This is a genomic window from Streptomyces sp. NPDC046876, assembly GCF_040645035.1.
Taxonomy (GTDB): domain Bacteria; phylum Actinomycetota; class Actinomycetes; order Streptomycetales; family Streptomycetaceae; genus Streptomyces.
The window spans coordinates 23,873-50,791 of the sequence record NZ_JBEYXK010000005.1; the positions used below are offsets into that span (position 1 = coordinate 23,873).

Annotated in this window: 19 protein-coding genes and 1 riboswitch; of the genes, 6 read left to right on the top strand and 13 right to left on the bottom strand. The window is 74.0% G+C overall.

The annotated features are described in order from the left end of the window. Window positions 1-196 precede the first annotated feature (196 nt). From ABZ924_RS04840 to ABZ924_RS04850, 3 genes are all read right to left on the bottom strand, one after another. A complete protein-coding gene (locus tag ABZ924_RS04840; RefSeq protein WP_361904134.1) occupies window positions 197-910 on the bottom strand; it encodes a transglycosylase family protein in 714 nt (237 codons plus the stop codon). A 2-nt stretch (window positions 911-912) separates the two neighbouring features. Then, window positions 913-1,080: riboswitch (cyclic di-AMP (ydaO/yuaA leader) on the bottom strand. A gap of 276 nt (window positions 1,081-1,356) precedes the next feature. Continuing rightward, window positions 1,357-2,376: a transglycosylase family protein gene (locus ABZ924_RS04845; RefSeq protein ID WP_361904136.1), complete on the bottom strand. Its 1,020-nt coding sequence runs from the start codon at window positions 2,374-2,376 to the stop codon at window positions 1,357-1,359. A 102-nt stretch (window positions 2,377-2,478) separates the two neighbouring features. Then, entirely contained in the window at window positions 2,479-3,696 is a 1,218-nt protein-coding gene (locus tag ABZ924_RS04850; protein ID WP_361904526.1) for a cytochrome P450, read from the bottom strand. Between the two features lie 202 nt (window positions 3,697-3,898). Here ABZ924_RS04850 and ABZ924_RS04855 point away from each other — a divergent pair, with 202 nt between their 5' ends. Continuing rightward, window positions 3,899-5,125: a globin domain-containing protein gene (locus tag ABZ924_RS04855; protein ID WP_361904138.1), complete on the top strand. Its 1,227-nt coding sequence runs from the start codon at window positions 3,899-3,901 to the stop codon at window positions 5,123-5,125. Window positions 5,126-5,193: 68 nt separating this feature from the next. Here ABZ924_RS04855 and ABZ924_RS04860 read toward each other — a convergent pair whose 3' ends face one another. Both ABZ924_RS04860 and ABZ924_RS04865 read right to left on the bottom strand, forming a co-directional pair. Further along, on the bottom strand, window positions 5,194-6,201 hold the full coding sequence (locus ABZ924_RS04860) for a nucleoside triphosphate pyrophosphohydrolase (RefSeq protein WP_361904140.1): 1,008 nt from the start codon (window positions 6,199-6,201) through the stop codon (window positions 5,194-5,196). Between the two features lie 28 nt (window positions 6,202-6,229). Next, the gene (locus tag ABZ924_RS04865; RefSeq protein WP_361904143.1) at window positions 6,230-6,853 is read right to left on the bottom strand and encodes a SurA N-terminal domain-containing protein; all 624 of its coding nucleotides are present in this window, start codon (window positions 6,851-6,853) and stop codon (window positions 6,230-6,232) included. 177 nt (window positions 6,854-7,030) lie between these two features. Between ABZ924_RS04865 and ABZ924_RS04870 the strand changes: the two genes are divergently transcribed. Beyond that, window positions 7,031-9,625: a YfhO family protein gene (locus tag ABZ924_RS04870; RefSeq protein ID WP_361904146.1), complete on the top strand. Its 2,595-nt coding sequence runs from the start codon at window positions 7,031-7,033 to the stop codon at window positions 9,623-9,625. On the opposite strand, the gene ABZ924_RS04875 is transcribed toward ABZ924_RS04870, so the two are convergent. Further along, the gene (locus ABZ924_RS04875; RefSeq protein ID WP_361904149.1) at window positions 9,514-11,022 is read right to left on the bottom strand and encodes a serine/threonine-protein kinase; all 1,509 of its coding nucleotides are present in this window, start codon (window positions 11,020-11,022) and stop codon (window positions 9,514-9,516) included. The two genes, ABZ924_RS04870 and ABZ924_RS04875, sit on opposite strands and share 112 nt — an antisense overlap. Further along, a complete protein-coding gene (locus ABZ924_RS04880; RefSeq protein ID WP_361904151.1) occupies window positions 11,019-11,588 on the bottom strand; it encodes a hypothetical protein in 570 nt (189 codons plus the stop codon). Before ABZ924_RS04880 ends, ABZ924_RS04875 begins: the two co-directional genes overlap by 4 nt. A 254-nt stretch (window positions 11,589-11,842) precedes the next feature. On the opposite strand from ABZ924_RS04880, the gene ABZ924_RS04885 reads away from it, so the two are divergent. Then, window positions 11,843-12,622 (top strand): hypothetical protein, encoded by a 780-nt coding sequence (locus ABZ924_RS04885; protein ID WP_361904154.1) that lies wholly within the window; start codon window positions 11,843-11,845, stop codon window positions 12,620-12,622. An 85-nt stretch (window positions 12,623-12,707) separates the two neighbouring features. Here ABZ924_RS04885 and mfd read toward each other — a convergent pair whose 3' ends face one another. From mfd to ABZ924_RS04900, 3 genes are all read right to left on the bottom strand, one after another. After that, window positions 12,708-16,238 (bottom strand): transcription-repair coupling factor, encoded by a 3,531-nt coding sequence (mfd, locus tag ABZ924_RS04890; RefSeq protein ID WP_361904157.1) that lies wholly within the window; start codon window positions 16,236-16,238, stop codon window positions 12,708-12,710. 254 nt (window positions 16,239-16,492) lie between these two features. Continuing rightward, window positions 16,493-19,018 (bottom strand): FtsX-like permease family protein, encoded by a 2,526-nt coding sequence (locus ABZ924_RS04895; protein WP_361904529.1) that lies wholly within the window; start codon window positions 19,016-19,018, stop codon window positions 16,493-16,495. Window positions 19,019-19,074: 56 nt separating this feature from the next. Continuing rightward, the gene (locus tag ABZ924_RS04900; RefSeq protein ID WP_361904160.1) at window positions 19,075-19,860 is read right to left on the bottom strand and encodes an ABC transporter ATP-binding protein; all 786 of its coding nucleotides are present in this window, start codon (window positions 19,858-19,860) and stop codon (window positions 19,075-19,077) included. A gap of 257 nt (window positions 19,861-20,117) precedes the next feature. Here ABZ924_RS04900 and ABZ924_RS04905 point away from each other — a divergent pair, with 257 nt between their 5' ends. Further along, the gene (locus ABZ924_RS04905) at window positions 20,118-21,899 is read left to right on the top strand and encodes an MDR family MFS transporter (RefSeq protein WP_361904163.1); all 1,782 of its coding nucleotides are present in this window, start codon (window positions 20,118-20,120) and stop codon (window positions 21,897-21,899) included. Between the two features lie 123 nt (window positions 21,900-22,022). Then, window positions 22,023-22,874, top strand: a complete 852-nt coding sequence (locus ABZ924_RS04910) for a hypothetical protein (RefSeq protein WP_361904165.1) — start codon at window positions 22,023-22,025, stop codon at window positions 22,872-22,874. A 219-nt stretch (window positions 22,875-23,093) separates the two neighbouring features. Here the strand turns inward: ABZ924_RS04910 and ABZ924_RS04915 are convergent, their stop codons facing one another. Continuing rightward, window positions 23,094-23,630, bottom strand: coding sequence for an ABATE domain-containing protein (locus tag ABZ924_RS04915; protein ID WP_361904168.1), 537 nt, complete (start codon window positions 23,628-23,630; stop codon window positions 23,094-23,096). An 81-nt stretch (window positions 23,631-23,711) separates the two neighbouring features. Here ABZ924_RS04915 and ABZ924_RS04920 point away from each other — a divergent pair, with 81 nt between their 5' ends. Continuing rightward, window positions 23,712-24,563: an alpha/beta hydrolase gene (locus tag ABZ924_RS04920; protein WP_361904170.1), complete on the top strand. Its 852-nt coding sequence runs from the start codon at window positions 23,712-23,714 to the stop codon at window positions 24,561-24,563. Between the two features lie 149 nt (window positions 24,564-24,712). Here ABZ924_RS04920 and ABZ924_RS04925 read toward each other — a convergent pair whose 3' ends face one another. Both ABZ924_RS04925 and ABZ924_RS04930 read right to left on the bottom strand, forming a co-directional pair. Further along, complete coding sequence (locus ABZ924_RS04925; protein ID WP_361904173.1) at window positions 24,713-25,567, bottom strand: cellulose-binding protein; 855 nt, start codon at window positions 25,565-25,567, stop codon at window positions 24,713-24,715. A gap of 164 nt (window positions 25,568-25,731) precedes the next feature. Then, on the bottom strand, window positions 25,732-26,919 hold a 1,188-nt coding region (locus tag ABZ924_RS04930), incomplete at its 5' end, for an SUKH-4 family immunity protein (RefSeq protein ID WP_361904176.1).

Sequence of the window (26,919 nt, forward strand, 5' to 3'; positions counted from 1 at the left end):
TGTCGGGCCCTGTCGGGCTCTGTTGGGCTCTGTTGGGCTCTGTCGGTCCCCTGTCGACCGCCGTCTGCCGCCACCGGTCACCTGCCGTACGGGTGCTGCGCGGGCGGACGCACCGCCGCCCGGCGCGTGGGGGGTACGCGCCGGGCGGTGGGGTGTGCGCGTGCGGTCACGGCACGCGCGAGTGTTGCCGGGGAATTCAGCTGAGCTTCAGCATCTGGCCCGGGTAGATCAGGTCGGCGTCCGAGACGATGTCCTTGTTCAGCTCGAACAGCTTCTCCCAGCCGCCCTTGACGCCGTTGGCCTCGGCGATGGAGCCCAGGGTGTCGCCGGACTTGACCTCGTAGGAGCCGTTGCCGGTCTTGATGACCGAGGAGTCGCCGCGCTCGGAGCGGGTCACCGGCGCCTCGGCGCGCGGCGTCTCCTTCTTCGGCTGTGCCTTCGGCGTCTCGGTCTTCTTGGTCTCGGTCTTCTTCGTCTCGGTCTTCGGCGTCTGCTTCGGGGTGTCGCTCGAGCCGCCGCCGGAGTACGAGGAGTTCGACAGGCCCTTGCCGCAGACCGGCCAGGCGCCCTTGCCCTGGCCCTTGAGGACCTTCTCGGCGATGGCTATCTGCTGCGACTTGGAGGCCTGGTTGGCCTGCGCGGCATAGGCCTTGCCGCCGTACGCGGCCCAGGTGGAGGCCGAGAACTGCAGGCCGCCGTAGTAGCCGTTGCCCGTGTTGATGGACCAGTTGCCGCCGGACTCGCACGCCGCGACGCGGTCCCACTCGGAGGCGGTGGCGGCGGACGCGGAGCCCGCGGTCATCAGCGGGGCGGCGACGGCGACACCGGCGACGCCGGCGAGCGTGACGATGCGGGTGGTCCGCTCGATGGCGGTGGCGCGACGGTGCTTGCCCTTGCCGGAACGCAGCATGGATTTCTCCTCACCGACGCCTGCGAGGTGAGCTGTCGGGTTCGGGCGGATGAGTTGCCCGGCCGCGCACGTGGCGCGTCTTCACCCCTAGCCGTTCGTGACCGTCTTCCGACGGGCCTTCCCGGCGCCTTCGTTGGTTCCCCCGCTCCTGCCTTCGGCGCTTGACGCGACGTGTGTTCCCCCCGGCCGCCGGCAGGATTCGGCGATGCGGTCGAAGGGGCCCGCGGTGGCGGGCGATTCAGAAGGTAGACAGGTCCCCCGCCGATGTTCAACGAGGAACTTCGGCGGGGGACGGCCCCTACTTGCGCTCCCCGCAAGGGTGTTTGCGCAGGTGAGGGCGGGGTTTGCCCAAGGTTACGGACAGGACACGCCAGTTGACCGGAAGAGACACATGTCTCATTTGAACGAACCGGACATTCAAGGCCTTCCGGGTGTCCGAAGTGCCGTTATTTCTGGCTTAGATCCAGGTTCTGACCCGGCTTGATCAGGTTGGCGTCACCGCCGATGACCTGCTCGTTGGCGTGGTACAGGGCGCTCCAGCCGCCCTTGACCCCCTTGGCGTCCGCGATGGTGGCGAGGCTGTCGCCCTCCTTCACGGTGTAGGCGGGGGCCGCGCCCTCCGCGGCGGGGGCACCACGGTGCTTGCCGGTGGCAGTGGTGTCCGGTATGGCGGCCGGGTCGGTGGAGGCGCCCGGGGTGGGCGCGGCCGACGGGGCGGACGGGGCGGTGGGCGCCCCCGGGGCGGCCGGGTTCACCGGGGCGGTGGGGTCAGCCGGGTTCACCGGGGCGGTGGGCGCCGTACCGGGCGCGGTGGGCGCCGTCGGGGCCGTCGGGGCGCCCGGGTCGGTGCTCGGGGTGCCCGGCAGCGGCGTCTGGGACGGCAGGTCCGGGTCGGGCATGACGGGCAGGCCGCTGACGGGTGCCTGCGGCGCGGCCGGGATGGTGAAGGTGGGTCCGGGCGTCGGGGCGCCGAAGTCGGTGGCCCGCTCGCCGTTGCGGCCGGCCGGGACCTTGTCGTCCGGGCGGCTCGGGGTGGCGCCGACGGCGCGGTGCTTGCCGGTGGCGCCCGGGTCCACGTCCGCCGCGGGGGCGTCCTTGGTCAGCCCGGCCGAGGTCGCGCAGTTCTGCCAGGCCTCGGGGCCCTGGGCGCCGAGCACGCGTTCGGCGACGGCGATCTGCTGGGACCGGCTGGCGAGGTCGGGCCGCTCGGCGAACTCCAGGCCGCCCGCGTTCTGCCACTGCTCCTGGGTGAAGGCCAGCCCGCCGTACGCACCGCTGCCGGTGTTGGCGCTCCAGGTGCCTCCGCTCTCGCACTCGGCGACCTTGTCCCACGTCGAGGCGTCGGCCGCGCTCGCGCCGGTGGCGGCGAGCAGTGGCAGGGCCAGTGCGGAGCCCGTGACTCCGGCGGTGACGACAATCGCGGGTACCTGGCGGGGGCGTCTGTGGCGGCCGTTCCCGGAACGCATGTGCTGCACCTTTCGCATAACGGCTGGGTAACGGCAGAACCTAGCGGCCTTCGAACGATTGTCACAAGTTGAGCAAGCAGTTGACTTTGTCTCAGAAAACGTTCAGTTGTTTCGGGGTGTGAAGCGCACGGGAAGCGTGCGCAGGCCACGCATGATCAGACCTCCGCGCCACCGCAGGTCAGTTGACGGAACGGCGAGTTCCAGATCCGGCAGACGCGTCAGCAAAGTCGCAAGCGCCGTCTGTCCTTCGAGTCGGGCGAGCGGAGCGCCCAGGCAGTAGTGGATCCCGTGGCCGTAGCCGAGGTGCTGGTTGTCGGCGCGCGAGAGGTCCAGGGTGTCGGGGTCGGCGAACCGCTCCGGGTCCCGGTCGGCGGCGGCGAGGACCACCAGCACCGGGTCCCCGACCGCGATGTCCTGCCCGCCGAGCGTCAGCGGCCGGGTGGCGAAGCGCCAGGTGGCGAGCTCGACCGGGCCGTCGTAGCGCAGCAGCTCCTCCACTCCGGTCTGCAGCAGCCCGCGCTCGCCGGCGGCGAGGGAGTCCTGGAGCCGCGCGCGCTGCCCGGGGTTCATGAAGAGGGAGTGGACGCCGTTGCCGATGAGGTTCACGGTGGTCTCGAAACCCGCGAAGAGCAGGATGAACGCCATGGCGGTGGCCTCGGCCTCGGTGAGGTGGTCGCCGTGGTCGCTCGCCCGGATCAGGTCCGAGATCAGATCATTGCCCAGATCATCCCTTTTGCGGTGGATGAGTTCACCGAGGTACGTCCGCATCTGCTTGACGGAACGGGCCACTCCGCCGCGCGGGCCGCCGCCGTGCCGGATCATCATCCCGGCCCAGTCGCGGAAGTCGTCCTGGTCCTCGCGCGGTACGCCGAGCATCTCGCAGATGGCGTAGATGGGGAGCGGAAAGGCGAACTCGTGGATGAGGTCCGCCTCGCCCCGCCCGGCGAACCCGTCGATGAGGTGGTCGGTCAGCTCCTGCACCCGCGGTGTGAACTCCGCCACCCTGCGCGGCGTGAACGCCTTCGACACCAGGCGCCGCAGCCGGGTGTGGTCCGGCGGGTCGATGTTCAGCAGATGCGTCATCAGCTCCGCCTTGCGCTCCCCCGGGATCCCGGTCTTGCCCTTGGCGTGCGCCGGCTCCGCGTGGTGCGCCGGGTTCTTGCTGAGCCGCTGGTCGGCGAGGGCCTGGCGGGCGTCGGCGTACCGGGTCACCAGCCAGGCCTCGACCCCGCTGGGGAGCCGGGTGCGGTGCACCGGCGCGTGCTCGCGCAGCCACGCGTACGCGGGGTACGGGTCGGTCGCGAACTCCCAGTCGAACAGGGTAGGGGCCGGGGCGGCCGAGGCGTCTGCGGCCTCTGCGGCAGCGGGGTCTTCGGGGGCGGCGGGGGTCGGCTCGTGCACGGGTCGACCGTATCCCGGGCGGCGGACTCCACCCCTTATGGGGGGTTCGCCACGGCTGTCCGCAGATCGGCCGTCACTTGACGCCGCGGTGGCCGCCGCTCCTACTTTCGGTCCTGTGGATGTGAGGATCTTGAAAAGCAGTTTCGCGGTGGTGGAGAGACGGGCCGAGCACGCGGTCAAGTACTTCTACTCCCACCTCTTCTGGCACAACCCCGCGATCCGCGCGCTCTTCCCGACCTCCGCCGAGGACATGCAGCGCCAGCGGGACCGGCTCTTCGCCGCCCTGACGCACGTGATCGCCCACCTCGAGCACGAGGGCCTGGCCTCCTACCTCCACGACCTCGGCCGCGACCACCGCAAGTTCCTCGCCGCCCCCGAGCACTATGCCGCCGTCGGCACCAGCCTGCTCGCCGCCCTCGCCGAGGCCTCCGGCGGCGCCTGGACCCCCGAGGTGGAAAAGGCCTGGTCGGAGGCGTACCAGGCGATAGCCGACGCGATGACGGCCGGCGCCGCCGCGAGCCAGGACCCGCCCTGGTGGGACGCGGAAATCGTGCGCCACCTGCGGTACGGGCAGGACATAGGCGTGCTGACCCTGCGGCCCCACGCCCCCTTCCCCTATCTACCGGGCCAGTACACGAGCGTGAGCAGCGAGCGGGTCCCGCGGACCTGGCGCACGTACTCCATCGGCAACGCCCCCCGCCCCGACGGCACCCTCGACCTGCACGTCAGCCGCATCGAGCGCGGCCGCCTCAGCACCGCCCTGGTCCGCGAGGCCGGGCCCGGCGAGGTCCTGCGGCTCGGCGCCGCCGGCGGCGCGCTGACGCTGCGCCGCGCCGACCGCCCGGTCAGCCTCATAGCGGCCGGCACCGGCTGGGCGCCGATCCGGGCCCTGCTGGAGCAGCTCGCCGCGCACCCGCCCGACCTGGACGTGCGGCTCTTCGTCGTCGCCCGCGACGCCGCGCACCTGTACGACCGGCCGCTGATCGAGGAGTACGCGGCCGCCTTCCGCCGGCTCGCCGTCACCTACATCACGCCCGCACCCGGGCAGCACCGCAACGAGGCCACCGCCCGGCTCGCGACCGCGATGGGCAACCGGGGCCTGTGGCCCGACCAGGACGTCTACCTCAGCGGGCCGCCGGCGTTCATCGGCGAGACCGCGCAGGTCCTGCAGGAGCTCGGCGCCCGCCCCGCCCGGATCTTCCACGACTCCATACCCGCCGGCGGCACCGGCCACGGCCCGGACGGACGGCCGCTGGGCTTCGGCGAGTGGTTCCTGCACCGCCCGGACCCGCACTGGCTCAACCCGTCCGGCCGCGCACCACGGGACGACTGGACGCGGGGCGGCTGAACGCGGACCGGCCGAGCGCGGGACACCGTCCGCGCGGCGCAGTCCGCGCGGCGCAGTCCGCGCGGCGGCTACTCCTCGACGCCCTCCGCGGCGCGGATCGCGTCGCGGTAGGTGCGGGCCGCGGCGCGCAGGGCGGTCTCCGGGTCGACGCCCTCGGCCTCCGCGCGCGCCGCCAGCCGCAGCAGCTCGTACCCGATGCCCTCACCGCCCGGCAGCTCCACGGCGAGGCCGCCCGCGCGGGCCCGGCCGGCGAGCTTGGCCGCGAGCGCGAGGCCGGGCTGGCCCAGCGGGATCCCGTCGGTGACCGAGGCGCGCTGCTTCTCCACCGCCTTGGTGCGCTGCCAGTGCGCGCTGACGTCCTCCGCGGTCTGCGCCTCGGCGTCGCCGAAGACGTGCGGGTGGCGGCGGATCAGCTTCTCGACGAGGCTGCCGGCCACGTCGTCGACGGAGAACGGCTCGTCGGTGTCCTCCTCGGCGATCCGCGCGTGGAAGACCACCTGGAGCAGCACGTCGCCCAGCTCCTCGCGCAACTCCTCCCGGTCGCCGTCCTCGATGGCCTCGACCAGCTCGTACGCCTCCTCGATGGCGTACTTCACCAGCCCGCGGTGGGTCTGGCGGGAGGTCCACGGGCATTCCCGGCGCACCCGGTCCATCACCTGGACCAGGTCGAGCAGCCGGGCGCCGGGCAGGTCGTACGAGCCGGGCAGCAGCTCCAGGTCGGGCATGGCGACGCGGCCGGAGCCGGCGAGCCGGGCCAGGCCGTCGGTGAGCCGCTGGTCGCCCTCGCCGGCCGGGATGACCACGACGGTGCGCCCGCCCGCGCAGGCGTCGACGAGGGCGTGCGCGTCCGGGGCCTCGAGGGCCACCTCGACGCCCGCCTCCCGCAGGTACGGCAGCTGCGGGTGGCCGGGGGCGGCGCACAGCACCCGGTCCGCGGCGTGCAGGGTCTGCCAGGCCGGCCAGGACAGCAGGCCGGGGGCGACCCGGTGGCTGGCGGTGAGCAGGACGATCCGGCCGACGGCGGGGTCGGAGACGGGGCCGGAGGGGCGGGCGGGTTCGGCGGCGTGGGCGTTCACCCTCCGAACCTACCTCCGGCGGCGCGCCTCAGGCTCCGGCGGGTGCCTGCTCGGACCGGGTCCGCTGGGTGATCCACGGCGTCTGCTGGTCCCCGAGGACGATCTGCTGCGCGTCCCAGGCCCCGTAGCGCGGGTTGACCTGGATGTGCAGGGCCTTCGCCGCGGCCGCGAGCTTCTCCAGGGCCTTGTCCTGGCTGCCGTAGTGCTCGAAGAGCTTGTCACGCAGCAGCTTGAAGCGGGCGTCGGCCTCCAGCTGGCCGGGGGCGAGGTGGGCCTGCTCCAGAGCGGCGGCCTCCAGCTTGTCGGGGCCGCCGGCCTTCTCCAGCTGGGCCTTGCGGAACTCCTCGACCTCGCGCGGGCTGACGACCACGCCCGCGTCCTTGGCGGCGCGCTCCAGCACGGCGGTCTGGATCATCTTGTTGAGCTTGACCCGCTCCAGGCCGGGCGACGCCTGGATGAGCTGGGCGGACTGCCCGGTGCGGTTCTGCGCGGTGCGGACGTCGCCCACCTGGGCCTGGAGGGCGGAGGTGGTGATCCGCTCGCCGCCGACGACGGCCGCGGTGCCCGGGCGGGCCTGGCCCGAGCAGGCGGACAGCAGGGGGGCCGCCACGAGCAGGGCGGCGGAGACGGAGAGCGCTGTGCGACGGTGCAAAGGAGCCTCCAGGGCCGGGAGATTGTGCGTCGGTGCACAAAGGCCGTGCGGTGATCGATGGTATGCAGTCAGGGTGGTACGGGCCACCGGTTCGACCAACGATTCCCGGGGTGTTGGGGTGCGTGTTCACCCGGCGGCCACCGCCCGGTCCACCGGTGCTGCCAAGGTCGGCCCACCATGTCGACACCGCACCCGTCGCCGGCCGCGCTGCCGCCCCTCCCGGCGCGCACCCCATCTGCCCCGTCGCCGCGGCCCGCCGCGCCCCGTCCGCCGCGCCGTGTCACGGGCGGCCTGCGGCGCCGTTCCCCGCGCCGCGCGAGCCTGGCGGGCTCTCTCCTCGCCGCCCTGGTCACGGCCGCGGCCGTCTGCGCCGGGGACGCGGCCGCCCGCGTCTTCCCGTACGGCCACCGGCACCGCAGCGTCAACGACCTCGGCAACCAGTTCGTCCCCTTCCACGCCCACCTGTGGGACCTGCTGCACGGGCGGGCCCGCGGCGGGCTGCTGCTCAACTGGCAGTCCGGCTACGGCACCAGCTTCCTGCCCGACCTCGGCACCTACCTGACCAGCCCGTTCGCCCCGCTCGTCGCCCTGTTCCCGCGTCAGGACATCGACCTCGCGGTGTACGTGGTCACCGTGCTCAAGACCGCCGCCGCCGCGGCGGCGATGGCCTGGCTGCTGCGCACGCAGGCCCGCGGGCGGTGGTGGGCGGCGGGGCTGCTGGGGGCCTCGTACGCGCTGTGCGGCTGGTCGGTGATCGAGGCCTCGTACAACCCGATGTGGCTGGACGGGCTGATCGCCTTCCCGCTGCTGTGCCTGACCGGCGAATGGGCGCTGCGCGGGCGCCGGTTCACCGCCGCCGTCCTGGTGGCGGCGGTGTGCTGGACGGCGAACTTCTACACCGCGTACATGGCCACCCTGGGGGCGGCGCTGGTGCTGCTGGTACGGCTGCTGCTCCAGCGGCGGCCGGTACGGCAGCGGGTGGGCGCGGCTGCCCGGGCGGCCGGGGCGGTGCTGCTGGGCATCGCCGTGTCCGCGCCGGTGCTGGTGCCGCTCTTCCTCAGCTCCCGGCAGGCCTACCCGGGGTGGACCCGGGAGTTCCGGCCGGCGCCCTGGGCGGACGTGTTCGCGCGGATGCTGCCCGGCACGTACTCCTTCTCCTCCCCGGCGCTGTTCGTCGGGACCGGGACCCTGCTGCTGGTGGCCGCGCTGCCGTTCCACCGGGCCGTGCCGCTGCGCACCCGGCTGGCGTGGAGCGGGCTGACCGCGGCCGTGCTGCTGTCCTTCCAGTGGACGCCGGCCCATCTGGCCTGGCACCTCTTCGCGACCCCGAACGGCAGCCCGTACCGGCAGACCTTCGTCCTGGCGGGCGTGGCCGTCATCGCGGCGTGGGCCGCCCTCGCCCACGGTGTGCCCGGCCCGCGGGCCCTCGTGGCGAGCGCGGCCCTGCTGGGCGCGGCGGGCCTCGCGGCGAGCGGCAGCCCGCTGGCCACCTCCTGGGGGTTCGTACTGTTCGGCGGCGGGCTCGCCCTGGCCGGCGCGGCCTGGTGGGCGCTGGGCCGGAGGGCGGCCCGGCGCCGGCTCGCGTTCCCGGCGGCGGCCCTGCTGGCCGTGGTCCTGGCCGGGCAGGCGGCGGCGACCACGGCCTTCGGCCACCGCGGCAAGCTGGGCGGCCTGGACGACTACCCGTCCTGGGGGCCCGCCCACACCGCGCGGGCCGCCGCCCTGGCGGGGGCCGAGGGCTGGCCGGCGTACCGCACCGACCCGAGCCGCCCGGCCCTGTCGGGCAACGATCCGCTGCTGCTGGGCGGGGAGGGCGGCGCGTACTACAGCAGCCACACCCCGGACGTGTACACGCGGACGATGGTCGCCCTCGGCGCCGGCTGGACCTCGCGCGGCCGCAACGTGCAGAGCATCGACAACCCGGTCACCGACGCCCTCTTCGCGGTCGGCGCCCGCCTGCAGCCGGACGGCACCGTCGCCCGCAGCCGCCCCCTGCCCTTGCTCACCCTCCGCCCCGCGAGCCCCGCGGGCCCCGCAGGCATCTCAGGTCCCGCCCCCTCCTACGGCGACGGCCCGCCCTTCGCCAACCAGGAACTCCTGCTCGGCGCGCGGGTCTACGAGGACCCCGTCGCGCCCGGGGTCTGCCGCGCCGGCACGGAGGCCTTCCTGTGGGCCCCCGAGTACAACGCGACCGCCCGCCTCGCCGACGGGCCCGCCTTCCGGCTGAACGGCAACGCCCCGCGCAACCGGGCCGCCCTCCAGCCGCTCGGCCCCTCCCGCGGCGTCTCCTCCGCCCTGGTCCTCGACGCCCCCGCGCCGCCCCACTGGGCACTGTCCTGCCTCGACCGCGGCCGCCTCGACGCGGCGGTGGCGGCCCTGCGCGCGGCGGCACCGGACCCGGCCTCGGTGCGGGTCGGGAGCGCGTCGGTCAGCGCCGTCCTCCCGCCGGGCAGCTCGGGCACCGCGGTCCTCGCCGCGCCCGCGATCGCCGGCTGGAGCTGCAACGGCCGCCCCGCCACGGCCTACCTGGGCCTGGTCGCCACCCCGGTGACCCCGGGCACCCGCACCGTGGCCTGCACGTTCCGCCCGCCGGGCCTGCGGCCGGGCGCGGCGGCCGCGGCGGGCGCGCTGCTGGTGGTGGCGGTACTGGGGCTGCGGCGTCAGTGGACGCGGCTGAGCCACTGGAGGGTGCGGCGCACCTCCGCGGAGAACGGGTGGCCGGGGCCGTGGATGCGCTCGGCGTCGAAGAGCAGGCGCGCCAGCGTGTCGTGAGCCGCCGGCCGGTCGCCGAGGGAGAGCAGCAGCTGCGCGATCCGGCGGCGGACCTCCAGCGGCAGGCCCGGGTCCGGGTTCGCGTAGTGGTTCTCGAAGAGCGGCAGCAGCGCCCGGTACTCGGCCAGGGCCGCGGCCGGCTCGCCGAGCTGCTCCAGGCACTGCGCCGCGTCGTAGCGGAACCGCAGGGACTGCGGGTCGCCGGCCGGGAACTCCTCGGCGAGGCGGTGCAGTTCGGGCAGGGCGCGGCGGTACTGGCCGTCGTCCATGAGCGTGGCGGCGTACTGCTTGCGCAGGCTGCGGACGATGGTGGAGTGCTCGCCGTGCTGGGCGGCCGCGGCGGGCAGGATGCCGCCGAGGATGTCCACGGCCTGGGTCAGGCGGCCCTGGTCGAGGAGCTTGCGGGCCTCGTCCACGGCGGCCGGGATGTCCGGCCGGGACGGCGGCGCGGTCGGCTGCGGCGGGATGGCGGCGGCCCGGTCCGGCCAGGGCGCGTGCGGCCGCAGGAACGGGCGGGTGGGGTCGAGGGAGGCCGCCGGGGTGCCCGAGCCCTGCTTGGGCAGCAGCGGGACGAGGGCCTCGTACACCTGCTGGGCGGAGGAGGGCCGGTCCTGCGGGTCCTTGGCCAGCAGGTGGAGCAGGGTCGCCTCGAGCTGGTGCGGGATCTCCGGGCGGACCCGGCGCACGGGCACCGGCGGCTCGTACAGGTGGCGGTGGAGCACGCCGAGCGCGGTGGACCCGGCGAAGGGCACGTTGCCGGAGAGCAGTTCGTACAGCAGCACGCCGAGCGCGTACAGGTCGGTGTACGGGCCCACCGCGCCGCCCATGGCCTGCTCGGGCGCCATGTACGCGGGGCTGCCGATCGGGGAACCGGTGCTGGTGAGGCGGGTGGTGTCGGTGTCCATCACCGAGGCGACGCCGAGGTCGAGGACCAGGACGGTGCCGTCGGGGCGGACCATCACGTTCCGCGGCTTGAGGTCGCGGTGCACGATCGGCACCGCGTGCACGGCCGACAGCACCCCGCACAGCTGCGCCACCACCGAGACGGCCCACGGCCACGGGTAGGGGTCGTGGGCGGCGAGGTGGTCGGCGAGGTTGGTGCCCTCGACGTAGCCCATGACGAGGAACAGCTCGTCGCCGTCGCTGCCCGCGTCGTGCACGGTGACCAGGCCCGGGTGGTCCACCTGTGCGGTGACCCGGCACTCGCGCACGAAGCGGCGGCGCAGCTCGTCGGCGACGGAGCCGGGGCCGGCCACCTTGTCGGGGCGCAGCAGCTTGACGGCGACCCGGCGGTCCAGGCGCTGGTCGTACGCGGTCCACACCTGGCCCATGCCGCCCTGGCCCAGCAGCGAGGCCAGCCGGTAGCGCTCGCCGATGATCCGGCCGTCGTCGGTCACCGGCCCGTGCCCTCACCGTTGGGGTTCTGGTTCGGGTTCTGGTTCGGGCTCGGGTTCTGGGGCGGGGTCTGCTGGCGCAGCAGCTCGCTCAGTTCGTCGAGCTCGGCGCGGACCTGGCCGATCCGCGGCGGGGTGACCGGGCCCGGGGCGGGCGTCTGCGGCTGGGGCTGCGGCTGGACCTGCGGCTGCGGGTAGCCGTACGCCGGGCCGGCGACCTGCGCCTGCGGCGGCACGTACGGGGCGGGCTGCCCCGGGTACCAGCCCGCGGTCCGGACCGCGGCCTTCCGCTCGTAGTGGCGGATATCGGCCACCAGGAAGTACACGCAGGTCGCCACGCCGGTCAGGATGGTGCCGAAGGCGCCGGTGTTGCCCTGCCAGCCGTCGGTGTTCGGGGTCGGGTCGGCGCCGATCAGCGCGATCCAGCCGACGGTCAGCGCGAAGTTGACCCCCAGCAGGATCCAGTCGGCGGACTTGCGGGTGACGACCGCGAGCCGCAGCATCGTGGCCCACCCCAGGAAGCCGCAGCTCAGGACGGGCAGCAGGGCGAACAGCACGCGCAGTGCCACCACACCCCCGGAACTGGGCTGGGGGCCATGCTGCGGCGGAAGGCCGGGGCCGTGCATCGCTGCTCCTGACGGACCGTGTCGAAGAAGTTCAGGGTCTGAGGGTATACAGCGTTTCCGGCCGCCATCGAGGGGATACGCGCAACCGTTGCCCCCTCGGCACACAGGCGCGTCCCACCAGCGCCCGCAATCCCGTGCGCGCCCCTGCGCACCGGCCGCTAGGCTCCCGGGAACACCAGTTCCCGGGGGCCTTTCGCATGCGCACCACCACGTCCACCGCCGCTGCCGCACTCGCCGGCGCGGTCCTCCTCTCCACCGCGGCCTGCGCGCCGTTGTCCGGAAGGACGGCATCCGCACCGGCCTCCCGCTCGGCGTCCGCCACGCCGTCCCCCGCCGCGACCGCCGACCCGCTCGCGGGTCAGGACCCCGGGGCGGTCCTGCGCCGCGCGTACGAGCAGATCGAACGGGCCGGCACCAAGGAGGCCTTGGTGTTCGCGACGGTCGGCGAGCGGAAGTTCCAGGCCTCCGTGACCGTCGGCAGCGACGGAACCTGCTCGGGCAGCGTCACGACCGTCCTGGCCGGCGCGGCGGAGATCTACCTGCACAGGAACGGGGTCCTGCTGGTCAAGGGCGACAAGGGCTTCCTGGAGGACCACTTCAAGGACCGGCCCGCCGACGCCGCGAAGCAGGCGGTGGCCCGGGCGGCGGACCGGTGGGTCACCCTGCCCGACGACGAGCCGTCGACCGCTCGCCTGATCGGGCTGTGCACGGCGGGCGGCGCCCCGGCGAAGGCGTACTCCATGGACCGCACCGACATCCGGCGGGAGCCGGACACCTGGTCCGACGGCCGGCCGGTGGCCGTCTTCACCTCCACCGACGCGAACGGCTCCAGGATCACCGACCACGTGCTCCTGACCGGGGCCGGCCCCAGCCTCCAGCGGCGGCAGCAGACCGACGACTGGGTCCTGTACACCGCGGGTCGCCCTGAGCCCTTCAACAGGCTCCCGAAGCCCCCGGAGCTGGCGACGCCGCTCTGACCGGCACCCCGGCCGGGATCCGCTGGAACGGTCCCGGCCGGGCGTTCACACGTTCACGAGCTCACGAACTCACGAGCTCACGAACTCAAGAGCCGAGGATCGTGGTCAGGAACTCGCCGGTCCAGGCCAGCAGTTCCCGGCCGACCAGCGGCTTGCCGCCCACCCGGGCCGTCTTCGGCCGCGGGATCAGCACCTGGGAGGTGGCCGGCTTGAGCACCGAACCCGGGTACAGGCGCTTCAGGCGCAGCTCCTGCGACTCGCGCAACTCCACGGGCCCGAAGCGGACGTTCGGCCCCTGCAGGGTGATGTCGCCGACCCCGCACGCGCGCGCCAGCATCCGCAGGCCCGCCACCAGCAGCAGGTTCTCCACCGGCTCCGGCAGCTTGCCGTAGCGGTCGGTGAGCTCCTCTCGTACGGCCTTGACGTCCTCCTCGGAGTTCGCCGACGCGATCGACCGGTACGCCTGCAGGCGCAGCCGCTCGCCGGGCGCGTAGTCGTGCGGGACGTGCGCGTCGACCGGCAGCTCGATCTTCACCTCCAGCGGCGGCTCCTCCTCCACCCCGCCTTCGACGGCCGCCCGGTAGTCCGCCACCGCCTCGCCGACCATCCGGATGTACAGGTCGAAGCCGACGCCCGCGATGTGCCCGGACTGCTCGCCGCCGAGCAGGTTGCCCGCGCCGCGGATCTCCAGGTCCTTCATCGCCACGTACATGCCGGCGCCCATCTCGGTGTGCTGGGCGATGGTGGCCAGGCGCTCGTGGGCGGTCTCGGTCAGCGGCTTCTCCGGCGGGTACAGGAAGTACGCGTACCCGCGCTCGCGGCCGCGCCCGACGCGGCCGCGCAGCTGGTGCAGCTGGGAGAGGCCGAAGTTGTCGCCGCGCTCCACGATGAGGGTGTTGGCGTTGGAGATGTCGATGCCGGACTCCACGATCGTGGTGGAGACCAGGACGTCGAACTTCTTCTCCCAGAAGTCCACGACCACCTGCTCCAGGGCCTGTTCCGACATCTGGCCGTGGGCCGTCGCGATCCGCGCCTCGGGCACGATCTCACGCAGCCGCGCAGCCGCCCGGTCGATGGACTCGACCCGGTTGTGGATGTAGAAGCACTGGCCCTCGCGCAGCAGCTCGCGCCGGATGGCAGCGCCGATCTGCTTCTCCTCGTACGGGCCGACGAAGGTGAGCACCGGATGGCGCTCCTCCGGCGGGGTGGTGATGGTCGACATCTCGCGGATGCCGGTCACCGCCATCTCCAGGGTGCGCGGGATCGGGGTCGCGGACATGGTCAGCACGTCGACGTTGGCCCGCAGCTTCTTCAGCTGCTCCTTGTGCTCGACGCCGAACCGCTGCTCCTCGTCGACGATGACCAGGCCCAGGTCCTTGAACTTGGTCTCCTGCGAGAAGAGCCGGTGCGTGCCGATGACCACGTCGACCGCGCCCTCCCTCAGCCCCTCCAGGGTGGCCTTGGCCTCGGTGTCGCTCTGGAAGCGCGACAGCGCCTTCACGTTCACCGGGAACTGGCTGTAGCGCTCGGAGAAGGTCCCGAAGTGCTGCTGCACGAGGAGGGTGGTGGGGACCAGGACGGCCACCTGCTTGCCGTCCTGCACCGCTTTAAACGCCGCTCTCACAGCGATTTCAGTCTTACCGTATCCAACATCGCCGCAGATCAGGCGGTCCATGGGGACGGTCTTCTCCATGTCCTCCTTGACCTCGGCGATCGTGGTGAGCTGGTCGGGCGTCTCCGCGTACGGGAAGGCGTCCTCCAGTTCGCGCTGCCAGGGCGTGTCCGGGCCGAAGGAGTGGCCGGGCGCCGCCATGCGCGCGCTGTACAGCTTGATCAGGTCGGCGGCGATCTCCTTCACCGCCTTCTTGGCGCGGGCCTTGGTCTTGGTCCAGTCGGCGCCGCCGAGCCGGTGCAGCGTCGGGGCCTCGCCGCCCACGTACTTGGTGACCTGCTCCAGCTGGTCGGTGGGGATGTAGAGCCGGTCGCCGGGCTGGCCGCGCTTGGCGGGGGCGTACTCGACGAGGAGGTACTCGCGGGTCGCGCCCTGCACGGTGCGCTGCACCATCTCGATGTAGCGGCCGACGCCGTGCTGCTCGTGGACGATGTAGTCGCCGACCTCCAGGGTGAGGGGGTCGATGGACTTGCGGCGCCGGGTCGGCATCCGGCCCAGGTCCTTGGTGGCGGTGCGCTGGCCGGTCAGGTCGGTCTCGGTCAGGACGGCGATGCGCAGGGCCGGGTCGACGAAGCCGTTGCCGAGGGAGCCGCAGGCCACGTGGACGACGTGGGGCTCCAGGGTGGCGAGGTCGGCCTCCAGGCGGGCGGCGATGCCCTCGCCGCCGAGCACCTCGACGGTGCGGGCGGCCGGGCCGTGGCCCTCGGTGAGGTAGACGGTGCGCCAGCCGTCGGCGAGCCAGCCCTTGGTGTCGGCCAGCGCGCGGGCGGTGTCGCCGCGGTAGGCCTCCGGGGCGTGCATGCCGAGCTTCAGCGTGTCCGCGCCCACCTCCTCGTCGGCGGCGAACGGGGACACCGACCACCACATCATGCCGAGCTCGCGCGCCCGGTCGCGGACGTCGGCGATACCGCGCAGGGAGGCCGCGCCGACGTCGATGGGGGCCTCGCCGCCGCCCGCGGTGGCGGCCCAGGAGGCCATCAGGAACTCCTGGCTGGTGGCCACCAGGTCGGCGGCCCGGGTGCGGACGCGCTCCGGGTCGCACACCACGGCCATGGACCGGGCCGGCAGGACGTCGATCAGCAGTTCCATGTCGTCGACCAGGACCGGGGCGAGGGACTCCATGCCCTCCACCGCGATCCCCTCGGCGATCTTCCCGAGGAGTTCGCCGAGCTCGGGGTGGACCTCGGCCAGGGCGGCGGCCCGCTCGCGGACCTCGGGCGTCAGCAGCAGCTCGCGGCAGGGCGGCGCCCACAGGCCGTGCTCGGCGACCTCCAGGGAGCGCTGGTCGGCGACCTTGAAGTAGCGGATCTCCTCGACCTCGTCGCCCCAGAACTCGATGCGCAGCGGGTGCTCCTCGGTCGGCGGGAACACGTCGAGGATGCCGCCGCGCACGGCGAACTCCCCGCGCTTCTCCACCAGCTCCACCCGGGCGTAGGCGGCGGCCGAGAGGGCCTCGACGACCTCGCCGAGGTCGGCGCTGCCGCCCTGGCGCAAGCTCACGGGCACCAGGTCGGCGAGCCCCTTGACCTGCGGCTGGAGCACGGAGCGGATCGGCGCGACCACGACGGAGACCGGGCCTGCGGCCGGGTCGTCCTTGCTCGGGTGGACGAGCCGGCGCAGTACGGCCAGGCGGCGGCCCACGGTGTCGCTGCGCGGCGAGAGCCGCTCGTGCGGCAGCGTCTCCCAGGAGGGGAACTCCGCCACCTCGTCCGGCGGCAGGAACGACCTCAGCGCGGCCGCCAGGTCCTCGGCCTCCCGCCCGGTCGCGGTGACCGCGAGGACGGTCCGGCCGGTACGGGCGGCCAGCGCGGCGATCGCGAAGGGGCGGGCGGCGGGCGGGCCGACGAGGTCCACGTGCATGCGGTTGCCGTCCCCGGCCGCGGTGACCGCCTCGGCGAGGGCGGGGTCCCGGGTGACGGCGTCGAGCAGTCCGTGCAGGCTCATGAAGGAGGCTTTCCGTCCGGTGAGGGGGCAACGCGAAGGGCCCGACACGCGTGCGGGCCGGGGGTTCCCACCCTACGCCCGCACCCGCGCCCGCCACCTCCCGTACGGGCCGCAGCGCAACGCGCGCGCCGCGGCACTGCGGGCCCCGGCAGGCCCCGGCAGGACGTGTACGACGACGCGGCGCAGGCCCCGGCCGCCCGTGAGGGCTGCCGGGGCCTGCGCTCCCCCGTCGCGACCGCCGGGGCCAGTGGCCCCTACTCGCTCGCGATCGCGTTCAGTACGTTCATCCGCCCCGCCCGGAAGGCCGGGACCAGTGCGGCGAACAGACCCACGAAGGCCGATCCGATGAAGACCGAGACGATCGTGGACCACGGGATCTCCAGCACCTTCATCCCCTGCAGGGCGAGCAGCTGGTGGGCGGTGGCCCCCCAGCCCATGCCCAGGCCGAGGCCGAGGAGGGCGCCGAAGAGGGCGATGACCACCGACTCCAGGCGGATCATGCGGCGCAGCTGGCGTCGGGAGAGGCCGATGGCGCGCATCAGGCCGATCTCGCGGGTCCGCTCGACCACCGAGAGGGCCAGGGTGTTCACGACGCCCAGGACCGCCACGATGATCGCGAGGCCGAGGAGGCCGTAGACCATGTTCAGCAGCTGGCCGACCTGGTCCTTGAGGGCCTTCTTGTAGTCGGTCTGGTTGCGCACCTGGTACTGCGGGTACTCGGCCAGCGCCGACTTCAGCGCGGTGTACGCGGCCTCGGACTGCCCGTTCGCGGCCTTGCCCAGCAGCATGATCGGCTGCGACATCCGGTCGGCGGGCACGTACTGCTCGGCCGTCTTGACCGCCACGTACATGGCGCCCTTGTCGATGCCGCCCTCGTCGGAGGTGATGGCGGCGACCTTCAGCTTCGCCGGCTTGCCCTCGGTGAAGGCGACCGTCAGCTCGTCGCCGACCTTGACGTTGTGCTCCTTGGCGTAGTCGGAGCCGACCGACATGGCGCCGCTGCCGTACGCCGCCGCGTAGTCGCCGGCGGTGGTCTTGCGCCGCACGTCCTGGACGTAGCCCGGGTCGGTGGCGCTGATCCGCCCTTCCTTGACCGAGCCGTCGGGGGCGGTGACCTTCGCACCCAGGATGCGGTAGGCGGTGACGTGGTCCAGGCCCTTGGAGGCGCGCATCGCCTGCTCGGCCTGCGGCACGATCGGCTGGCCGGTCTGGGACTGGACGATGTAGTCCGCGCCGACCGACTTGTCGAGCTCGTCGGTGGCGGAGGCCACCATCGAGGAGCCGACCACCGACAGGCAGGCGACCAGCGCGAGGCCGATCATCAGCGCGGCGGCTGTGGCGCCGGTACGGCGCGGGTTGCGCAGCGCGTTGCGCTCGGCGAGGCGGCCGACGGACCCGAAGGGCCGCAGCACCACGCCGGAGAGCACCCGGACCACGACGGCGGCGAGCAGCGGGCCGATCACCACGAAGCCGATGAGGGTGAACAGCACGCCCAGGCCCAGCAGGCCCGCGCCCGGTCCGGCCTGGTCGGCGCCCGCGGCCAGGAACAGCGCGGCGCCGCCGATCGCGGTGAGGACCAGGCCGATGACGGCCCGGACCCGGCCGGCCTTCTTGTCGCCCGGGGTGCCGGACTCGCGCAGGGCGGCCATCGGGGAGACCTTGCCGGCCCGGCGCGCCGGTACGTACGCGGAGACGAGGGTGACGGCGATGCCGAGGACGAGGCCGACGACGGGCGTGGTCCACACGACGGTCAGGTCATCGGTGGACAGGTGCATGCCCATCTGGCCCATGAGCTCCATCAGCCCGACGGCCAGGCCGATGCCCGCACCGATGCCGAGGACCGAGCCGACGGCGCCCAGCAGCAGGGCCTCGACGATCACGGAGTTCAGGATCTGGCCGCGGTCGGCGCCGATGGCGCGCATCAGGCCGATCTCGCGGGTGCGCTGGGCGACCAGCATGGAGAACGTGTTGAAGATGAGGAAGATGCCGACCAGGAAGGCGATCCCGGCGAAGCCGAGCATCACCCACTTCATGACCTTCAGGAAGGAGCCGACGTCCTTGCGGTTGGAGTCCGCGGACTCCTTGGCGGTCTGCAGCTTGTAGGTGTCCGCGCCGACCGCGGTGGCGATGTTCTGCTTCAGCTGGTCGTTGCTGACGCCGTCCTGGGCGGTGACGCTGACGTGCGTGAACAGGTTCGGGCCGCCGAGCAGCTTCTCCTGCGCGGTGGGCGTGTCGAAGTAGACGATCGCCGCGCCGGGGTTGGTGACGGTGAAGGTGGCGATACCGCTGATCTTCGCGCGGATGTCGCCGGTGGCGGCGATCGTGCGCAGCTCGTCGCCCAGCTTCAGGTGGTGCTTGGCGGCGGTGTCGGCGTCGACCATGATCTCGGCCGGGCCGTGCGGGGCCGCACCCGAGGTGATCTTCATCGACTTGAGCTCGTTGTCGTTCCAGTTGCCCGCGATCGTCGGGGCGCCCGTGCTCGAGCCCATGTTCTCGTTCTTGGCGTTGACCACCGTGACGGACAGGGAGACGACGCCGCCCTCGGCGGACTTGACGCCCCGGGCGTTCTTGACCTGCTCGACGACCGAGGCCTGGAGCACCTCGGGCCGGCCGCGGTCGGGGTTCTCCCCGTCCTCCCCGGCCTGCTTGGGGCTGACCGTGACGTCGGAGCCGGTGACGGCGAACAGCTTGTCGAACGTCGTGTTCATCGTGTCCGTGAACACGAGGGTGCCGCAGACGAAGGCCACCGACAGCATGACGGCGATGGCGGAGAGGACCATCCGCCCCTTGTGCGCAACGAAGTTGCGCCGCGAGGTCTTCAGTACGGTGTTGGCGCTCACGAGGTCCGCCCGCGCGCGTCGAAGTCCTTCATCCGGTCCAGCACCTGATCGGCACTGGGCGCGCGCATCTCGTCGACGATCCGGCCGTCGGCCAGGAAGATCACGCGGTCCGCGTACGAGGCCGCCACCGGGTCGTGCGTGACCATCACGATGGTCTGGCCCAGCTCGTCGACCGAGCGGCGCAGGAAGCCGAGGACCTCGGCGCCCGCGCGGGAGTCCAGGTTTCCGGTCGGCTCGTCGCCGAAGATGATCTGCGGGCGGGCCGCGAGGGCGCGGGCCACGGCCACGCGCTGCTGCTGGCCGCCGGAGAGCTGGGTCGGCCGGTGCTTGAGGCGGCCGGCGAGGCCGACGGTCTCCACGACCCGGTTCAGCCACTCCGGGTCGGCCTTGCGCCCGGCTATGTCCATCGGGAGCGTGATGTTCTCCAGGGCGTTCAGCGTGGGCAGCAGGTTGAACGCCTGGAAGATGAAGCCGATCCGGTCGCGGCGCAGCTGGGTGAGCTTCTTGTCCTTCAGCCCCGTGATCTCGGTGTCCTCCAGGTGGATCGTGCCGCCGGTCACCGTGTCCAGGCCGGCCAGGCAGTGCATCAGCGTGGACTTGCCGGAGCCCGAGGGCCCCATGATCGCGGTGAACTGGCCCCGCATGATGTCCACGTCCACGTGGTCGAGGGCCACCACGCGCGTCTCGCCGGAGCCGTAGGCCTTGACGACCTGACGTGCCCGGGCCGCGACGGCTGCGCCTCCAGTACCCCCGTGCCTGGTTTCGGTCATAGCCGTTGTCACGTGCTTCCCCTCGTTCGTGTGCGTGGTGCCGTAAGTGGTGTCCTCCGGGGGCCAACCCCTCCCCCGTACGTAGGAACCAGTTAAGGACAACTCCGGGCCGCTCTCCTCCTCCGCCGGGACGAATGGACCCTGGGCCCTTGTGAGGAGCAACCCCTAGGGGTTCTCCACCCTTTGGGGGATATGAGATGGGGGTACCGCCGGATAGGCCGTGGTGAGAAGGTGTTCCGCGGAGATGCGTGCACGGTGAAAGGATCTTGGTGGGTACGGAGGAGAGCACCGACGACCACTCCGGGGACACCGCCGCCGACGGCGGCGCCGGCACACCCGCGAGCAGGGTTTCCGCCAATCCCGGCCGGGCGGACGGCGCGGCGGGCGCGGCGGAGGACGCCGCGGGCCGCGACGGCGGGGCGAGCGGGGCGAGCGGGGCGAGCGGGGCCGAGGGTGCCGCGGGCCGGGCGGACGGATCCGCAGGCCGCGACGGCGGGGCGGGGCGCGGCGGGGCCCGGCCGGCCCGCGGCACCGCCGGGGCGCAGGGCGCCGCCGGGGGCGGTCGGCCCCGTACCGCAGTGGTCGCCGCGCTCATGCTGAGCATGGCACTCGTCGCCCTCGACGGATCCATCGTCTCCACCGCCGTCCCGCAGATCGTCGGCGACCTCGGCGGCTTCTCCGTCTTCTCCTGGCTCTTTGCCGGCTACCTCCTCGCCGTCACCGTCACCCTCCCCGTCTACGGCAAGCTGTCCGACACCCTCGGCCGCAAGCCCGTCCTCCTCTTCGGCATCGCCCTCTTCCTCGCCGGCTCGCTCCTGTGCACCGTCGCCTGGAACATGGCCGCACTGATCGCCTTCCGGATCGTCCAGGGCCTCGGCGGCGGCGCCCTGCAGAGCACCGTCCAGACCCTGGCCGCCGACCTCTACCCGCTGAAGGACCGCCCCAGGATCCAGGCCCGGATGTCCTCCGTCTGGGCCGCCTCCGCCGTCGCCGGCCCCGCCCTCGGCGGACTGCTCGCCGCCTACGCCGACTGGCGCTGGATCTTCCTCGTCAACCTGCCGCCCGCCGCCCTCGCCCTCTGGCTCGTCGGCCGCCACCTCGTCGAGCCCGTGCGCTCCCCCGGCCGCCTCGGGCCCGTCGACTGGACGGGCGCCCTCGCCATCTTCGCCTGCGGCGGCGTCCTGCTCTTCGCCCTCGTCCAAGGCGGCGTCGCCTGGCCCTGGCTGTCCGCGCCCTCCCTCGGGCTGTTCGCCGCCGGGGCCGCCCTCGCCGCCGCCGTCGTCCGCATCGAACGCCGCGCTGCGGAGCCGATCCTGCCCGGCTGGGTGTGGCGCCGGCGCACCATCGCCGCCGTCAACCTCGCCCTTGGCGCGCTCGGGCTGCTCATGGTCGCCCCGATGGTGTTCGTGCCGACGTACGCGCAGTCGGTGCTCGGGCTCGGCCCCGTCAGCGCCGGGCTCGTCATGTCCGCGATGACGCTGAGCTGGCCGGTCTCCGCCGCCCTGAGCCAGCACGTCTACCGGCGCATCGGCTTCCGCGACTGCGCCGTCCTCGGCATCGGCCTCGCCGCCCTGGTCCTGTTCTCCTTCGCCTTCCTGCCGTACCCCGGCCGGGCCTGGCAGCCGACGCTGGTCATGCTGCTGCTCGGCGCGGCCCTCGGCCTGTTCCAGCTGCCGCTGATCGTCGGGGTGCAGTCCACCGTGGGCTGGGCGGAGCGGGGTACGACCACCGCCTCGGTGCTGTTCTGCCGGCAGGTCGGGCAGAGCCTGGGCGCAGCCCTGCTGGGAGCCGTCGCCAACGCCACCGTCGCCGCCCGGCTGGAACACTCCCCCGTGCCCGGGCTGCCGGCCGGCCTCGACGAGGTCTCCGAGGCCCTCGACCGGCCCGGGCTGCTGCCGCAGGCCGCCGCCGACCGGCTGCGGGAGGCCGTGGCCGCCGCCGTCGACCACATCTTCCTGTGCGCCGGGGCCGCGGCGGTCGTGGCACTCCTGGTGCTGCTGGTGGTGGCGCCGCGGCGGTTCCCCGTCCTGCCCGAGCAGCGGGAGGGGTAGGCCGGGGGCGGGTCGCCGGGGGCGGGTCCGCGGGGGCGGCAGCTTGTCATGGCCCCCGCCAGCGGAGTACACCTCTTGGGTCCGGATCCGCATCGGGATCAGGAACCGCTCCGGGGGGACGAGATGGCTTCCGCACTCTTAGCACTGGCCCTGCTGGCCGCCATGGCCGGACCGATCGGCGCACGGCTGCGCCGCCGACCGGGCCTGGTCACCGGCCGCGACGGCCGCCTGTCCACCTCCACCACGCTCGCGCTGGCCTGGACCGTGATCCTGGTGTGGCTCCTGACCACGATCCTGCTCTACGGGCTCACCGCGGGCGGCGGCACCCGGTACTTCACCGCCGACCCCGGACCGCTGTCCTCCCTCACCACCGTGTACCTGCCGCTGCTCGGCGGCCCGTACGTCGCCCTGATCGCCGCCAAGGCGGTGGTCGGGATCCGGCTCGAGCACGGCAGCCTCGCCAAGCCGGCCGCCCCGCCGACCGGCTCCGGGCAGCGGCCGCTGCGGGAGCTCATCGCGAACGACAGCGGGCGCACCGACCTCGTCGACCTCCAGTACGTCGCGCTGAGCGCGGTCACCATGCTGTACGTGGTGCTGTTCTTCCTCTCGGACGTGGGCGGCGGGCTGCCGCGGCTGCCGGAGGAGATCTGGGCGCTGACGGGGGCGCCGGCCGGCGCGTACCTGGTGAACAAGATGGCCACCCGGGCCAATCCGGTGGTCACCGGCGTGACCGTGGCCGACGGCGCCGCCACCGTGCGGGGTGGGGGGTTCGGGCCGGATGCGCGGGTCGAGGTCGACGCCGTCGCCGTCCCGACGCAGTCGGATCCGGCGTCGGGGGCCCTGACCGCGGCCCTGCCGGCGGGGGTGCCCGACGCCTTCACGGTGGTCGTCACCGCCCGCGGCCTGCGCAGCGACCCGTTCCACTACACCCCGACTCCGGGCGCGGCCCCGGTCCAGCCGGCCGGCTCCGCCTGACGGAGGCTCCGGCCGGGGCTCTTCACCTGCGGCGCCGCTGCGGGGGCTCCGCCCCCGAGCCCCCGAGCCCCCGCGCCTCGAACGCCGGCGGGGCTGGAGGTGGCCGGGGGCTTCGGCGGGGGCCGGTGCCGGGGGGGCATCCCTCCACCGCCCGAGCGGAAACGCCGGGGCCTGGCCTGCCTCCCGAGCCCGACCGGAGAGGACAGAAGGCGGGCCGGGTCAGGACTTGTGGCGGGCGTAGTAGCGGGCCACGCGGGCGCGGTTGCCGCAGGCCGAGGCCACGCACCAGCGGCGGCGGGGGTTGGCGGGGAGGAACAGCAGGACGCAGTCCGCACCCTCGCACTCCCGGACCTCCCCGACCCGGGGGTCCGCCAGCAGGTCCATCGCGGCCTCGGCCAGCTGCGCGGCGAGCCGCCGGGCCGGGGCGCCCGTCCGCCGGACGGCCACCGTCAGCGCGGAGTCGAGCTCGCGGTGGGCGGGGGCGCCCGCCGCGGCCTGGTTCAGCGCGCGCAGCGCATCCGCCGGGGGCCGCGCCCCGACCCGTACGGCCGCGAGCGCGGCCCCGGCCGCCTCCCGTACGGCCCGCACGGCCGCGACCTCGGCCGCCCCCACAGCCACCGGCTCCAGCCGCCCGGCCTGCAGCTCCAGCCAGGCCGCGAGCCCCGCGGGATCCGCGATCAGATCCCCGTCGGCCGGCCGGGTGTTGAGCAGGTCCAGGGCCAGCGGCTCGCCGGTAAGCGGAAACGTCACTGTCATATCTCTAATGCTACTCCAGACCCTTGACCCGTTAGGAACGCCGGGCGACACTAATGGAAACAACGGGACTGGAGGCATGTGATGAAGCACCTCACCATCGACGTCGGCGGGGTCTCGGTCGCCTACCGGGAGAGCGGCCCGGCCGACGGGCCGGTCCTGCTCCTCCTGCACGGCTTCCCGACCTCCTCCCACCAGTTCACCCGCCTGATGGACGCGCTCGGCGACACCCCCTACCGCCTGATCGCCCCCGACCACCCCGGCTTCGGCCGCACGCAGGCCCCGGCCGGGTTCACGTACTCCTTCGACCGGCTCGCGGACGTCCTGGAGGGCTTCACCGACGCCCTCGGACTGGACCGGTACGCGCTCTACGTCTTCGACTTCGGCGCCCCGATCGGGCTGCGGCTCGCCGCCCGCCGGCCCGACCGCGTCACGGGCCTCATCGTCCAGAACGGCAACGCCTACGAGGAGGGCCTCTCCGACGCCGCCCGCGAGTTCGCCGGCCTGAGGCGCAGCGAGCCCGGCGCGGAGGAAAGGGTCCGCGGCCTCTTCACCGAAGCCGGCACCCGCTTCCAGTACGAGACGGGCGTCGCGGACCCCTCCCTGATCGACCCCGCCAACCGGACGCTCGACGTGCACTACCTGGGCCTGCCGGGGCGCGCCGACGCGCAGGCCGACCTGGCCTTCGACTACGCCTCCAACTTCGCCCACTACCCGGCCTGGCAGGCCTGGCTCCGCGCCTCCGGCGTCCCCGTCCTGGTCGTCTGGGGCGCCGGCGACCCCTTCTTCACCCCGGCCGGGGCCGAGGCGTACCGGCGCGACGCCCCCGACGCCGAGGTCCACGTCTTCGAGGGTGCAGGCCACTTCGCCCTCGAAACCCACCTCCCGGCCATCGCCCCGCTGATCTCCAAGTTCCTCCTGACCAAGCTCCCCTGAGCCCGCCTCCCCCTGCACGAAGGGACCCCTGGCCGACACTTTCCGTCGGTCACCCCCAGCCCCGCCGGCGTTTGAGGCGCGGGAGCCCGGGGCAGCGCCCCCGCAATGGCGCCGCAGGGGAAGGAGCCCGGCCGGAGCCGAGGGCCCCGCTACCCCTCCGCGGGAGCGGGGCGGCCCGTCAGGGCGGCCAGGCTGGAGCGGACGTGGGCCATGTGGGCCCGCATCTCCTCCTGCGCGGCCTCGTGCTCCCGCAGCACCCGCTCGGTCTCCCGCCGCACCCTCTCCTCCCGCACCCGCGCCTGCGCCAGCAGCTCCGCGGCCTGCGCCTCCGCGTCCTCCTGCCCGTGCCGCGCGGCCTCCTCCGCCTCCGCGAACCCGCGGCGCGCCTCCGCGAGACGGCTCTCGGCGAGCCGCTCCTGCTCGGCGAGGCGCGCCTCCAGGTCGGCGGTGCGCTGCGCGAGCTCCCGCCCCGCGGCGTCCCACCGCTCCACCCGGTCCTGCTCGTGCTCCGCCAGCAGCGCCCGCGTCCGCCGCCGCGCCTCGGCGAGCGCTTCCTGACCCTCGGCCCGCCACCCGTCGGCGTCGGCGCGCGCCTCGGCCCGCAGCCCGTCCGCCTCGCGCTCCGCCCGCAGCAGCCCCTGCCGGGCGCGGACCTCGGTCTGCTCGCGCACGGCCTCCGCGTCCTGCCGGGCGAGTTCGGCGACCCGCTCGGCGTGCGCCTCGGCGGCGGCGACGGCGTCGGCCGCATCGGCCCGGGCCTCGCCGCGCAGCGCCTCGGCCTCCTCCTGGGCGAGCAGCAGGATCCGCCGGGCGCGCTCGCTGAGCTCCTCGTACTGCTGCGGGGCCAGCGAGGCCACCACCTCGCGGAGCCGGGCGGCCTCGGCCTCCATCTGCTTGGCCAGGACGGTCAGCCGCGCGACCCGCTCCCAGGCCTCGTCGCGGCTGCCGGAGAGCCGGGCGAGGTACCGGTCGACCTCTTCCACCCGGTAGGCGCGACCTCGCACGATCGCGAAACCCTGTCCGTGAGGTGACATGCGTGCAGCCATCCTGGGAGCGCCTCTCTCGCGGGGATTCCTGTCAAGGATGCGTGATGTGCGGTCAGAAGCGGCAATGGCCGGGCCGCGACCCCCCGCGAGGGCCCCGACCCGGCCATGATCCGATCATCCGATCAGAGCAGTCCGTCCCACATCTGCTCCAACAGCACCGACCACCAGCTCTCCGGCGAGGCCAGCGCGGCACTGTCGAGACCGGCCAGATTCGCCTGGAAATCGACGGTCCACCGGCCCGCCTGCTCCGGCGTCAAATGCTGGCGCAGCCGCCACATGTGACCCAGCATCGCGATCGACCGCGCGAACTGCGGCAGGCTGGAGTTCACGAACTGCGGCGGCACGGGCGCCCCGCCGGGACCGCCCTCCACCGGCACGGCCACGATGTGCGCCGTCCCGTACTGCACGCACAGCGCCTTGCCGAAGTCGCTGCCGATGACGAGGTACGAGCCCGCGTCGGACGCCGGCTGCACCTGCCGCTGCGCGGCCAGCTCGGCCAGCGTCGGCACGGGCTGGCCCGGCACGGCCTGCGCCCAGAAGAACGGCCCGAAGTCCGCGGGCAGGCCCGCCCACACCAGCGTCTGCGCCACGATCTCCGGCACGCCCTGCCGGGAGACCGCCCGCTGGTCGAAGCGGAACACGCCCTGCGGCCCGAAGGCCCCGGCCAGCTCCGCACCGATCGCGTCCAGCGGGATCGCCGGCTGCAGCGGAACCTGCGGCAGCGGCGCCCGTACGGGGGCGGGGCGCGGCGGCGCATCCGCCACCTGGTGCAGCTCGCCCTGGTGGGTGAGCAGGTGCTGCATGCCCGCCTGACGGCCCGCGTGGTCCTTGCCGTACGGGGCCACGCTGGTGATCCGGACCTGCGGCCAGGTCTCCCGGATCATCCGGGCGCAGTAGCCGCCGGGCAGCTCGCAGGACTCCAGCTCGGTGTGCAGCTCCAGGACCTGCTGCGGCGGCACGTTCATGGCGCGCAGCTCGTGCAGGATCTGCCACTCCGGGTGCGGGGTGCCGGGCGCCGAGCGGCGGATGATCTGCTGCTCGGAGCCGTCGTGGCCGCGGTAGCGCAGGACGGCCTGGTAGCCGGGCCCGACGGTGGGCACACCGGCGGGCGCCGCGGGCTGCGGGCCGCCGGGCGGCGGGCCGGGAGGCGCGGGGGCGGCGCCGACCACGGCGGGACCGGCCAGCATCGTCGCGGCGTGGTCCAGCCCGTGCGGCGGCGTGCCGGGGCCCCCGGGCGGGCCGGGAGGCGCGGGCGGCTGACCCGCACCCGGAGCACCGGGCGGACCGGGAGGAGCCGGAGGCTGACCCGT